This is a genomic window from Aliinostoc maniaoense, assembly GCF_058172895.1.
On record NZ_CP187952.1, the window covers coordinates 3,826,822 to 3,840,150 of the forward strand.

General features: G+C 40.0%; 7 protein-coding genes and 3 pseudogenes. 8 read left to right on the plus strand and 2 right to left on the minus strand.

The window, feature by feature from the left end:
• Positions 1–12 precede the first annotated feature (12 nt).
• Both ACPZ3T_RS16670 and ACPZ3T_RS16675 read left to right on the plus strand, forming a co-directional pair.
• Complete coding sequence (locus ACPZ3T_RS16670) at positions 13–1,761, plus strand: glycosyl hydrolase family 28-related protein (protein WP_490270598.1); 1,749 nt, start codon at positions 13–15, stop codon at positions 1,759–1,761.
• Between the two features lie 205 nt (positions 1,762–1,966).
• Complete coding sequence (locus ACPZ3T_RS16675; protein WP_490270599.1) at positions 1,967–2,527, plus strand: DUF2996 domain-containing protein; 561 nt, start codon at positions 1,967–1,969, stop codon at positions 2,525–2,527.
• Here ACPZ3T_RS16675 and ACPZ3T_RS16680 read toward each other — a convergent pair.
• Positions 2,524–3,036 (minus strand): TM2 domain-containing protein, encoded by a 513-nt coding sequence (locus tag ACPZ3T_RS16680; protein ID WP_490277248.1) that lies wholly within the window; start codon positions 3,034–3,036, stop codon positions 2,524–2,526. The two genes, ACPZ3T_RS16675 and ACPZ3T_RS16680, sit on opposite strands and share 4 nt — an antisense overlap.
• A gap of 778 nt (positions 3,037–3,814) precedes the next feature.
• Between ACPZ3T_RS16680 and acsF the strand changes: the two genes are divergently transcribed.
• The 3 genes and pseudogenes from acsF to ACPZ3T_RS16695 all read left to right on the plus strand — a co-directional run.
• On the plus strand, positions 3,815–4,891 hold the full coding sequence (gene acsF / locus ACPZ3T_RS16685) for a magnesium-protoporphyrin IX monomethyl ester (oxidative) cyclase (RefSeq protein WP_490270600.1): 1,077 nt from the start codon (positions 3,815–3,817) through the stop codon (positions 4,889–4,891).
• A gap of 795 nt (positions 4,892–5,686) precedes the next feature.
• Positions 5,687–6,397 (plus strand): annotated as a pseudogene (locus ACPZ3T_RS16690) (hypothetical protein); the annotation flags it as partial.
• 78 nt (positions 6,398–6,475) lie between these two features.
• Positions 6,476–7,388 (plus strand): annotated as a pseudogene (locus ACPZ3T_RS16695) (IS701 family transposase); the annotation flags it as partial.
• Here ACPZ3T_RS16695 and ACPZ3T_RS16700 read toward each other — a convergent pair.
• Positions 7,387–7,989, minus strand: a pseudogene (locus ACPZ3T_RS16700) (DUF6444 domain-containing protein); the annotation flags it as partial. The pseudogenes ACPZ3T_RS16695 and ACPZ3T_RS16700 sit on opposite strands and share 2 nt — an antisense overlap.
• 350 nt (positions 7,990–8,339) lie before the next feature.
• On the opposite strand from ACPZ3T_RS16700, the gene ACPZ3T_RS16705 reads away from it, so the two are divergent.
• The 3 genes from ACPZ3T_RS16705 (at position 8,340) to ACPZ3T_RS16715 (ending at position 13,234) form a co-directional block, all read left to right on the plus strand.
• Positions 8,340–10,463: an acylase gene (locus ACPZ3T_RS16705; RefSeq protein ID WP_490270601.1), complete on the plus strand. Its 2,124-nt coding sequence runs from the start codon at positions 8,340–8,342 to the stop codon at positions 10,461–10,463.
• A 202-nt stretch (positions 10,464–10,665) separates the two neighbouring features.
• Positions 10,666–11,646, plus strand: a complete 981-nt coding sequence (locus ACPZ3T_RS16710; RefSeq protein ID WP_490270602.1) for an iron-siderophore ABC transporter substrate-binding protein — start codon at positions 10,666–10,668, stop codon at positions 11,644–11,646.
• Between the two features lie 256 nt (positions 11,647–11,902).
• Positions 11,903–13,234, plus strand: a complete 1,332-nt coding sequence (locus tag ACPZ3T_RS16715; RefSeq protein ID WP_490270603.1) for an MFS transporter — start codon at positions 11,903–11,905, stop codon at positions 13,232–13,234.
• Positions 13,235–13,329 lie beyond the last annotated feature (95 nt).

The window sequence follows — 13,329 nt, forward strand, 5'->3', positions numbered from 1 at the left end:
ACACTAACCTAGATGTTGGGTTTTATTTTTATCCAACCAACCGTGAAGTTTTTCTATCATCCTAGGAAGTTCAAACTAGTTCGTTTTGCTGCTATTGTGATTTTGATGGCTACTTGTCTACTTGTCTTCAACTCGTTGCTGGATGTACAAGTAGGAAGAAAAAAAGCGATCGCATCTGCATCTTTTGTACAACCCACTAGCCGCACTATTTGGTCTGAATACTCCCAAAATCCTGACGCTCACCCTCATATTCCCAACAATTCCTATGCTGGTTATCATCAGGGTCATACCATTATTCCCTCACCTCCAGTTGTCACCTCAATTCAGAGATTTGGCGGTAGAGGGGATGGGGTGACAGACAATACACAAGCTTTTAAACTTGCCATTGCAGACACAGCGAACAAAGGCGGAGGAGCTATTTTCATTCCCCCAGGAAATTATCTAGTTAAAGGCTTTATCCATCTTCATCAATCAGGGGTTGTGTTGCGTGGCGCAGGGATGGCAAAGACGACAATTACTTTTCTTCGTCCTTTAAAAGATGTAATTTATCCCCTGACTTACTACAAAAATCAATCAAAATGGTCTTGGTTAGGTGGATTAGTTTGGATTTCCCCATCCGATACCTTTAATTCCCAGGCTAAAATTGTCACAGCTACAGGTGAGATAGCTTCTGGAAAAACTAGCACTGACGATTGGGAAAGATGGAGATATCCACAATCTGATTTAGCAAAAGTTATAAGTAATAGTCAACGTGGAGATATTACCCTCAAAGTTGATTCTACAACTTACCTCCAACCAGGAACTTTTGTTTTACTGACTTGGCAAGAAACCAAAGATTATTCATTAGCTAAACACATAGCCGGTTCTGGCTTAATGGACAATTATCCTTGGAAGAGTGCCAAATTACAAACCGAATATCATTGGCCTGTAAAAATAGAAAAAATTATAGATAATACTGTTTATTTGAGCCAGCCTTTACGCCTAAATGTATTGCCTAAGTGGCAAGTTAAATTTAAAAATATAGGGTCTTATATACAAGAATCTGGAATCGAGAATTTAGCCATTGAGATGGCAAATGTCCCCTTAGCAGTTCCTCATTTAGAAAACCTTGGTTACAATGGTATTTACTTTAATAGAGCTATTAACTGTTGGGCAAGAAAAATTAAAATTAGTAATTCTGAGAATGGATTAATTATAGCTCAATCTAAAAATATAACTAGCCAAAATATCATATTTAATGGTGATGTAAAAATGCACCATGCCACCGCTAATCGGTTTAGTTCAGCAGACATTTTAATTAGCAATTTTACCATTGAATCTCCTGTAATTCATGGAATTAATGTAGAAAACTTTTCATCTGGGAATGTATGGAGTCGAGGTCAAATGCTACACGGAACATTTGATTCCCATCGGGGTTTACCTTTTGATTTAATTCGTACAGAAATTACTATGCTCAATGATGGTTCACCCGGAGGTGCAAATCATGCAGGGCCATTTAATGGTAAAAATGTCGTGCATTGGAACATCAATGTTACAGGCTCAAGAGCTAAATTTGTTTACCAACCTGATGCACATTCCTACGGTGCTTTGGTGGGTATTCGTGGCGTAGAGCAAGATTCAAGCTGTGCTTGGGCGATGGTATGTGGCGATAAAAAAGTAATAGTAGCTGACGCAGGACTAACACCTACTCCAGCTAATTTGTATGTAGCACAAATCAATCTTCGCCATTACCGTAACTCCTGGAAAACTCAAGCTCCCTGAGCATACTGAGATTGCATTGATGAGTTACCTAGGCGCAAGCCTTTCCTACGGAACGCTACGCCATGCCGCAGGCTATTACAAATTACTAATTACGAATTAAGAATTACGAATTATTCTCCCGATCTCTACTATGCCAAAATGAAGATAACTTACTAATTAAAGGTGAGCGACGCTCAAAAAGCTAGATAAAGGATTGACCTGAGTAATGGCAGACGAAACCAATCAAAATCAAGCGGGAGATGTAGCTCCCAGTACCAACGAACCAGTAGCGACTAATATTCCTACTGCTAACACCCCAGAACCGGCAGCAGCCAACCCCAAAGCTAACCCCAATGCTGCTACCCAGACAGAAAAACCCGCAGCCAAACCCGCCGCGAAGAAAGAAAAACCTCCAGCTGTAGAAGACAAACCCTTTCTGGAGTTTATGGAGCAAGATTACCTACCAGCATTGCAAAAAGCGATCGCCGCAGAAGGGGTAAAAGATATACAATTATCTTTCGCTAAACAAAAACTACCTATTGCTGGCTTGCAATCAGCAGAAGAATGTTGGCAAGTAATTGGCAGTTGGCAAAATGGTCAGCGTCAGTTTAATGTCTACTTCCCCGATGAAAACATTCAAGGTAAAAAAGGCTTTTCTTGCAACGAAGGTAGAAGACCCAGCACCCTAGAATCTTTCTTAATCGATGAGCGGAAAATTACCTTGGAATTGCTAGTATCTCGCTTAGTCTATCGCTTAAACGGCCAAAAATGGCTAGGTAGAAACTAGTTCAGTTCATCAAAATGGTAGGTAACGGCTCCTGTGATGGGGTCGTTATCTATTTTGACGTAACCTGATTTAAACATTTCTTTGAGCATAGTTTCGACTTCTGCAAAGCTTGCACCGGTTGCTTTGACACCTTGCGTTACAGTCAAACTCCCACCTCTGCTTTCTGCCACTTCAATGAGTTTCATCATCAATTCATGCCCCTTGGGGGGATGAACTTGCGCGGCAACAACTGGCGGGTTGACTGGGACACCAAAGGAAGAAACACCTGCTTTACTTCGTAAACTTTGTTGATATTCTTCCACCATCCCAGGTAGCAAAAACAAATCTACAAACTGCCCAACATAAAATAACCCAAAAGTAAATAACCACAACAAGCCCGTACCAATTTTGCCATTATATAAACGGTGTAAGCCTCCAACGGGGAAAACAAACCCTAAGCCACACAGGATATAAGAAATAGGCAAGCGATTATTACCAGTAGGATTAACCTGATGATCTAAACGGTTAATTTCATTTGTCAATGTATTAAATACTTTAGATATTTCTGAAGAACTCTCGTATGTATTGTATTGTCTATAACCAGTAGATACCGGAGGACTAACAAAACCAGGAGTAGTAATCAGTCGTTGTACAAGTTGACCATAAAGTTCCACATCAGCCCGCATACCTTGAAAGCGACTACCATGAACCACTTCTTGGCACAGCCTATTGGCGTTGAGGATACTACGACAATCATCTATACTCAAAGGGCGATATTGTTGCATCAGATCAAGTAACTCTTGCCATTGCATCTGTTGTGGATCTTGCACCCTCGCCCGTTGGAAGACATCAAGAAAATTGTTAGTAGCCAAGCTGTAACGAAAATCATCCTCCAACGCGCCGTGAAAACTCATCAGTGCATAACCCAGTAATTCAGGGTCATGATCTGCTTTTTGCAATCGCTCCCAGCCTAGTTGCAGCTTACTCAAATGATTACGCATGGATTCCCATGTTGCTTTTATAGCTTTATCAAAATTTTAACCAATTAAACACGGTCAATCCAAAATCTAAAATCCAAAATCTAAAATCTAAAATTGGTTGACTGGGCGGAAAAACACCTCAAATGTCCCCAGTTCCCTAACGAATTGTTGCAACTCTTAACGTTTGACCTACCAGTTTACCTCTGCACCTTGGTAGACTGAAATTTATACAAATTAATTATTGTCGGCTGCTACCTCTGATGAGAGCATAAAATTTGCTTTTGTTGGGCGTAATCACAGATAATCAAGACAAAAGAGCAATTAGGACATGGTAGATTCCCTAAAAAAGCCAGGCTTTGAAGAAATCCGTCCGGGGATTAAAGTCCCGGCAAAAGAAACTCTATTAACACCCCGGTTTTACACCACTGACTTTGACGAGATGGCGCGGATGGATATCTCCGTCAACGAAGACGAGTTATTAGCCATTCTGGAAGAATTTCGTACTGACTATAACCGCCATCACTTTGTTCGGGATGCCGAGTTTGAACAATCCTGGGATCACATTGACGGGGATACTCGCCGCTTGTTCGTGGAATTTCTCGAACGGTCTTGTACGGCAGAATTCTCCGGCTTCTTACTTTACAAAGAACTCGGTCGCCGCTTAAAGGATAAAAGCCCTGTTTTGGCAGAGTGTTTCAACCTGATGTCACGGGATGAAGCGCGTCATGCTGGCTTTTTGAACAAGGCAATGTCAGACTTTAACCTGTCTTTGGACTTAGGGTTTTTAACAAAGAGCCGTAATTACACCTTCTTTAAACCAAAATTCATTTTTTACGCCACCTATCTTTCAGAAAAAATTGGTTACTGGCGTTATATCACCATCTATCGTCACTTAGAAGCACATCCTGAAGACAGAATTTATCCGATTTTCCGGTTCTTTGAAAACTGGTGTCAGGATGAAAACCGTCATGGTGATTTCTTTGATGCGATCATGAAATCTCAGCCACAAATGCTGAATGATTGGAAAGCAAAACTGTGGAGTCGCTTCTTCCTGTTGTCAGTGTTTGCCACGATGTATCTCAATGACATCCAACGCAAAGATTTCTACGCTTCTCTTGGTTTAGATGCACGGGAGTATGACATTTATGTCATCAAGAAAACCAACGAAACAGCAGGTAGAGTCTTCCCAGTAATGTTAGATGTAGATAGCCCAGAGTTCTATGAGCGTTTGGATATCTGTGTCCAGAATAACGAAAAACTGAGTGCGATCGCTAACTCCAACACTCCCAAATTCCTCCAATTCTTCCAGAAGCTACCAGTATTTATATCCACTGGTTGGCAGTTCCTGAAACTCTATTTGATGAAACCCATTGACGCTGTTTCCGCCCAAGGCGCAGCTCGCTAATTCATCAAAATTTTAGCTCCGCAACAATAACCCCGATTTCCTGAAGGAAATTGGGGTTATTTTAGTATAAAGTTACGCCGTGTGCAACTTTCTCTCAGACCTAACCCCCAACCCCTTCCCTACAAGGGAAGGGGAGTAATAATTAAAGTAGAGACGTTGCATGCAACGTCTCTACAGTTGCAGGGGAGAGGTACTCTACGAGAAGAGCTTCGCTCTATGGAGAGGGGTTTTAAGAATAAGTCGCACATCGCGTAAAGTTATTCAGCAGACCCTATGTACTATTAAAATAACTATTGAATATATGCAAAAAACCCTTGTAGGGCTTACCTCACAAGGGTTTTAGTCTTTAAGCGGGCGGCGGGAATCGAACCCGCATTAATAGCTTGGAAGGCTATATAAAATCCTTTATTTCCAATATTTTCAGCTTATTTGTACAATTTTTACACCCAATTTACACCCAAAAAGACAATATCAAAATTTCCTGACTTTCTCCTTACTAATTATAGTTAACTATTGACAAAAATATTTAGATATGTATGAGATTTTTAAGTGAGTAGGATTTAATGTGGGCTATTAATTTGGTTATGAATCCCAGAACCAAGCCAGTCAAATTTTTGGCTAACACAAGTATTTCATAGATTTGGAGTGATGGCGATCGCCGCTCATCAAGCGGGCAACTCATAATTAAGCAATGCTTGAGAAAGTATAAAAGAAAACTTTTATAGCTCAGATATCCCTTGTAATAGTAATTAAGTCTTATTTAGCAAGGTAGCTCTGTATTTTCGGGGTGTCGTGATGAGCTTAATTAACTTGGATCTAGTCATCAACGCAATTACTAGCATTGCCAATCCTTTGATTAAAGAAAAAATTCTGCGTAGTGAGACAGTAATTAAGTTACTCCAGCAATTTAACCTTGATCCAGAGCATCCACCTGCGGATTTTAGCGGTGTTTACGCCTATGCCCTAGTAGAATACGGTGTTGGCAAACCAAAAGCATTTCTCGAATTATTTCTACAAGAAGCAATTAAGCAGGCTTTTCGCAAAGCATTAGATCATAATAACCCCTCAATTTTGCTGTCTGAGGTTGATGCTTTTCTTGATGCTTATACTTTGGGCGATGAAATCAGAAGCTTAGAACTGGACGTGAGAAGAGAGGTAGCTGCATTTGCAACCGTATTTATTGAAGTCGCCAAACGCAGTCGCACACCTGCTGATGTCTTAATGAGTCAGCAGATTGGTTCTTTACATAAAAGGATTGCTAGTATCCAAGAACAACTAGAGAGATTGCCTACACTGGAAGGGATTCGGACAGAAATAGCACGATTGGCAGCCCAGAATTATCCAGCATTAAGCGGAGCAGTAACGGAAAATAAATGTAGAGCGATCGCACTCGCCCAACAAATGCGAGGATGGTTTGAAACCTTGGGCTACCGCCTAGAAAAATATGAAATCTGGGCAGAAGAATATTTTGAATGGATTATCAACGTTCCAGTCCGCCGCAGTTATCGGGACTTAGGCAAAAAAAGAATTAAAAACAGGGTATAATGCTTGACTAGCATGGCTTTCACATCAAAGAAACAAGAGATGAAAGAGACAACCCCCGCAGCAATGCCGCCGTGTTTTGAAAAATGGTGTCAAGGCTTTGATAAAGCTTTCACTCATCAAGCTCAAAAAAAAGGGTTTAGGCATTATTTAGGGGGATTATTGGGGGAAAGCGAGAGAAAAAACTTGTCTCAAATGGCTTCTAATACCATAGGAGTCGAATACCATCAATTAAACCACTTTTTGACTGAAGCACCCTGGTCTGATTCCAAGGTTAATGAACTTCGATTAGAGACGATGAGCAAGTGTAGTCAAACTAGAATTAGTAGAGGATTTAGTTTGATAATTGATGATTCTGGTCATAGAAAAAGTGGTAACTTTACGGATGGAGTGGGAAGACAGTACATCGGAGAAATTGGTAAAACAGATAATGGAATAGTAGTGGTAACAACCCATCTATAATGATGGACGAAAAAGCTTGCCGTTAGATATAGAGTTATATCAGCACTCAGACTCTTTACCAGCAGGTAAACAAGACCCAATATTTGAGAAAAAACCGGAATTAGCAATCAAGTTAATAGACAGAACAATAGAGAGAAAGTATCAACCAGGAATCGTACTTATAGATGCAGGGTATGGTAACAATACATCTTTCTTATTTGAGTTAGAGAAGAGACAACTAAGGTATTTGGGAGGATTAGCCAAAAATCGAAAAGTGACTATTAGCAGTTCAGAAAATGTTCAACAAACAATGAGGCTAGATGAATTAGCTAAAAGCTTACCCCAAGAGGCTTTCACAAAAATTCAACTAAACCTAGATAAACCGAAAACAGTATGGGTAGTAACTAGAGAAGTAGAGATATCACAGCTAAAAGGAAAGAGAAATATTGCTATCGTTATGAATGCTTCTACTTTCTCTGAGGCGACTGATATAGACTATTTTATCAGCAATGTTTTTCGTAGGGCATATGTGCATAATTATTTGCCCACCCTAAAAATGCTTGTAACGATGTTCCTAAATCTTGCCCTGGAATCATGTCTTTTGGCCAGTCGGCTGTTTGTAAATTGCCACAACACTTACATCTACAGGTATGGCGTTGATACTCCACTATTTCTATAGGCCGTTCTACTAACTGCGCTACCGCGTGTTTTTCTACTTTTACTGCTAGGGGTGCAAATGAAGATGGACCACAGTAAACACAATCCGTAGGATGCAAAATTTCATAACGATGTATTCTGCCAAAACCCTTTCGAGTCTTACCTTGATGTCCTGGCTGTCCACCTGGTTTCTTTCGAGGCTGATTTGATTCTTCTTGTGGGGGTGCTTTTTTGTTTTCGCTCTTTTTCAAAATGTCCCCAGACGGTGGTTTCGACGAATTAGAGCTATCCAACTCTCGACTTACTTTTAAACGCTCTATTTCTTGCTGTAGTTCTACAATGATTCTCTCTAACTCACGTATTACCTTACTCTGCTCAATAATTATCTCTACCAGTTCTTCCTTCGACAACTGGTTCAAGCTTTCTCGGTCTAAATCTTGAGGCAGGTTTTGGCTCATATTTGTGATACTCCCCCTCAAGTGTTCCCTTTGTCAATACTCTGCTACCTGAATCCTTACGGAATTTTTGTCAATGCGTAACTCCTATTTTAGTTAGTTTACTCTAATTAAGCTTGACATGAATTCTATTTTATTTTATTGTTTATTGCAAATATATTGCATTAATTAAAAACTTCTGACCTTGGCACTAGTTTTTCGACGTGTTTAGCACCATCTGCGTTGCACGCATGGTCGGGTTTCCACCCCATTTTTCTGATGAGCGGGTTTGCTTGTCAGGCTATCGTGAGAGTTTACTATTATCTCCCTGGTATCTGCGTAAAGAAAATGTTTGATATTTCACTCTAAATAAAATGTTTTTTACAGCAAAAACTGAGCTTGATAATCTTTTAGGTACAAGGAAACGATTAAAAAACTTGCTAGCGTTTTTATTCAGTATCATATTTACGCTAGTAGTTAGTAGCCAAACTATAAGTTCTACACTTAAAAGTACGGAAATCCTTTGGGATACTTATGGAATCCCTCATATTTACAGTAATAATGTCCAAAAAGCTTTTCAGGCTTTTGGTTGGGCGCAAATGCAAAGTCATGGAAACTTGCTGTTGCGCCTGTATGGACAAGCACGAGGAAAGGCTGCTGAATATTGGGGAGAGGAATATTTAGATTCAGATAAATGGGTATTGACAATGGGCGTACCCAAAAGAGCGGTCGCTTGGTATAAAGCACAAAGTCCGGCGTTTCGGAGTTATATAGATGCCTTTGCCGCAGGAATTAATGCCTATGCCAAAGAACATCCTGATCTAATTGATGATGAAGTAGAAGTAGCTTTACCAATCAAGCCAGAAGATGTACTAAGTCACCTGCAACGTGTACTGCTATTTACTTTTGTTGTTGATCCAGGACGAGTAGCAGATATGAGTCCTACAAAGACTACCCCAGGTTCTAATGGTTGGGCGATCGCACCAAAAAGGTCTGCAAATGGTAAAGCAATGCTGTTAGCTAACCCTCACCTGCCTTGGGGAGATTTATTTTTGTGGTACGAAGCGCAAATTACTGCGCCTGGGATCGATGCCTATGGGGCTTCTTTGGTAGGTATTCCCGTATTAGCAATCGCCTTCAACGATCACTTAGGTTGGACTCACACTGTCAATACTCATGATGGTTGGGATGCTTACGAACTGAAATTGCAAAAGAACGGATATCTTTTTGATGGCAAAGTTCGCCCCTTTGAAACAGCAAGCTTTCCATTAAAGGTGAAGCAAAAAAATGGCTCTTTGAGCGAACAAATATTTACAGTCAAAAGTTCTTTTCACGGGCCTGTAGTCAGCCAGAAAGATGGCAAAGTCTTAGCACTGCGTGTAGTTGGTCAAAACAGTTCCGGTGTTTTAGAACAATGGTGGGATATGGCCAGAGCCAAAAGTCTCACCCAGTTTCAGAAGGTGTTGCAACGTTTGCAACTTCCTATGTTTACTGTTATGTATGCTGACCGGGAAGGGCATATTATGCACCTATTCAACGGCCTAGTTCCTGTACGTAAACAGGGTGACTTTGCATACTGGCAAGGTATTATTCCTGGTGATACATCCAAAACTTTATGGACTAAAAATCACCCTTACCAAGATTTACCCAAAGTCATTGACCCAGCTAGTGGTTGGTTGCAAAATGCTAATGACCCACCTTGGACTACAACTTTTCCAGCAGCTATCAAAGCTGAAAATTACCCACCTTATATGGCGCCACGTGGGCCAATGTACCTCCGGGCGCAGAGTTCCGCCAAGATGTTAGCTGAGGATGAAAGTATTTCCTTTGAGGAAATGATTGCCTACAAGCATTCTACCCACATGGAATTGGCAGAGAGAATTTTAGATGATTTGATTGGGGCAGCACAACAGCAAGGTAATGAAATAGCCCGACGCGCCGCAGATGTCTTGGCCGTGTGGGATCGCAAAGCCAATGCTGATAGCCAAGGATCTGTAATGTTTGCTGCTTGGGTTAACAATCTAGACTTAGATAAAGTTTTTCGTACACCTTGGAATGAAAAATCTCCACTCACGACACCCAACGGTTTAGCTGATCCTCAAAGTGCAGTCAAAGCCTTAGCAGATGCAGCTGCAAAAATAGAAACAGCTTATGGAAAACTCGATGTCCCTTGGGGTGATGTATATAGGTTGCAGTCTGGCAAATTTGACTTCCCTGGTAATGGCGGTGATGGAGATAAAGGCATCTTCCGTGTAGTGAATTTTGCGCCTGCGGCTGATGGGCGTTTACGGGTAGTTGCTGGTGACTCTTACGTTGCTGCTGTGGAATTTTCCCAACCAGTCAAAGCAAAGGCTCTGACCAGCTATGGTAATGCTACTCAACCTAATTCATCCCATGTTGGCGATCAACTGCAACTTTTTGCCCGCCAACAGTTACGTCCGGTTTGGCGAACCCGAGAGGAAATTACAACCCACTTGGAGGAGCATACAGTCTTATAAAAGACTAGACAGGAGTGTAGGTATAGTAAATTCAGCACCTTACACTCTTGCAAACTAGAAGCCAGAAAATAAGTCATATTGTGTTTGGTTAAAGACTGATAATTAAGAGTGCAAGGGGGCAGGGGCAAGAAAGAGTTTGTTGTTTCTGCATAGGTCAGAGAACTTTAACTAATTATCCGAATTTGATATCAAAGGTGAGAAGTTGATAAATAAACGCTGCTATAAACAAATCAAATTATTCTTTCTAATAACCCTAAGTGTGATATGCCTTAAGGTTTACTATGAGTTTTTACCTCAACAAATATATTCCTCAAAAGCAAGTCCAATTGCATCAGAATGCCGAAAAGTTCAGCATGAGTTAGGGGAAAGCTGTATTCCTCTCCATCCCCAACGTATCATTGTAACCGACCAAATCACTTTAGAATCATTAGTAGCTTTAGATTTAAAACCAATAGCAACAACAATAGGAAATGCCGTAGGTAGTAATGCAAGTATATTAGAGGGTAAAATCGATGGTATTACTTATTTAGGAAAAGAAAGTCTGATTAATATTGAAAAACTTGTCCAATTAAGTCCTGATTTTATTATAGGTTTATGGATAAGTCCTCAAGACTATAAATTATTTTCTCAAATAGCTCCAACGGTTTCGATAGCTTATACAGAAACAGGCTGGAAGAAAACTTTAAAACAGGTAGCTGAAATAGTCGATAAAAAACAAGAAGCGGAAAAAGTACTGGAGCAATATCAACAAAGAATTGAGAAATTAAAATTAGCTTTTGCTCAGAAAATCGGAAACCCAGAAATTTGTGTAATGCGATTTTATACAGATATTCAATTTACCCAATTTCTGAACCAATTATCATTCCCTGTTAGTATTTTGGAGGAACTCAATCTATTTATCCCCCTTGCACAACGTCAAGTTAGTAATTCCAAGGTAAGTTATGACAATATTAGTTTAGAACGTGTAGATTTGCTTGAAGCAGATGCAATGTTTATAGCTATAGACCCAGGTGGTGAAGAAAATTTTCAAAAATATCAAAATAATCCTCTATGGCAAACACTAAATGTAGTTAAAAAAAATCGAGTATATACAGTTAATTCGAGTTACTGGATTTTTGGAAATGTCATATCAGCCAATGCCATTTTAGATGACCTTGTTAAATATTTATTGCAAGGCTCGTAAAAAAGTGCTGGTAAAACTACAAGAACAAATTGCACTCATCAAAAAAGAGTGGCTCTTCAGTTCCTTTTATGGAGTCGAATAATCAATAAAATCTAATCAGAGCCTATCTTTCTTGCTATGACTGGATTTGAATTTTTTGAGCCTTTCTATAAAACGGCTATTTTAATGCCGTACCATAAAACCAAGGCAACAGCCAAAAGAGTTTGACTCTAGATAACTTAAATAACACTGATTTCAGCACTGAGAAACACTACAGATGCCACAACAACCAAACCCTGCCAGTATGCGTAATTTTATGATCGTCTGGCTTGGTCAGCTAGTGTCTACTATAGGTAGCCGGATGACCAGTTTCGCGATTGAAATTTGGGCATGGGAAATTACAGGTAAAGCAACAACCCTCGCTTTAGTAGGTTTTTTTAGCTTGCTTCCTAGTATTATCATTACCCCGATTAGTGGTGTAATTGTAGACCGCTTTAACCGGAAATTATTGATGATGGTAGGTGACACAGTAGCAGTTATGACTACAATTATGATTCTATTGCTGTATATCACCAATCATTTACAAATTTGGCACTTTTACCTGTCTGGTGCGATTATCGGAACTTTCAATCAATTTCAGTCTTTGGCTTACTCATCATCAGTAACACTGATGATTCCTAAAAAACATTATACCCGCGCTAGTAGCCTAGAATTTTTGTCTGGTTATGGAAGTAATATAATCGGGCCAGCATTGGCTGGATATCTTTACACAATCATTGGCTTTTTTGGAATTTGGCTAATTGATATATTTACTTTTGCGATCGCAATTAGCAGCTTATTATTAGTAAGTATTCCTCAGCCACCAGCAACAACCAAAAATGAAGATGTAGCCAATATCTGGCGAGATTTGGGATTTGGTTGGCACTACATTTTTAACCGCAAAAGCTTGCTGGCACTGTTAGTAGCGAATTTATTATTTTGCATCCCCCATGATATTAGTGATGCACTATACTCACCAATGATTTTATCACGATCAAATAGCAATACTTTAGTCCTAGGTAGTTTAGCCTCTGCTGCTGGTTTTGGCGGTGTGACAGGAGCAATAATTCTCAGCACTTGGGGTGGTTTTAAACTTAAAATCAAAGGTATTTTATTCGGAATGATAGGTGCAGGTTTAAGTAAAATTGTCTTTGGTTTAGGTAGAACTTCTTGGGTTTGGATTCCTGCACAATTTTGCTCATCTTTCAATTTCCCATTCTATGGAAGTTCAGATACTGCTATTTGGTTAGCTAAAGTACCGCCTAATGTACAAGGAAGAGTTTTTGCAGCGCAATCGCTACTTTTACAGATAGGTTCTGCGGTAGCCTACTTATTAGCAGGGCCTTTGGCAGATCAGGTTTTTACACCTGCGCTGCAATCAGGGAGTATTCTAGATGGTATGTTAGGAGGATTATTTGAGACTGGTACTGGTGCAGGGATAGCACTTTTATATGTGATGTGTGCAGTATGTATGTTAATAGTTGGTTTGCTTGGGTTTTATGTACCCTTGCTACGAAATGTAGAAACTATTGTGCCAGACCATGATGCGGAGTATAGCCAGTTGAAATAATTTGTATTTAAGAGTTAAAGGTAACAGGGTTGGGGGTTGGGGAAGGCAGGTATTGGACGGGGATTTAAACGCTGTCCAATACAATCGCTCTAAGA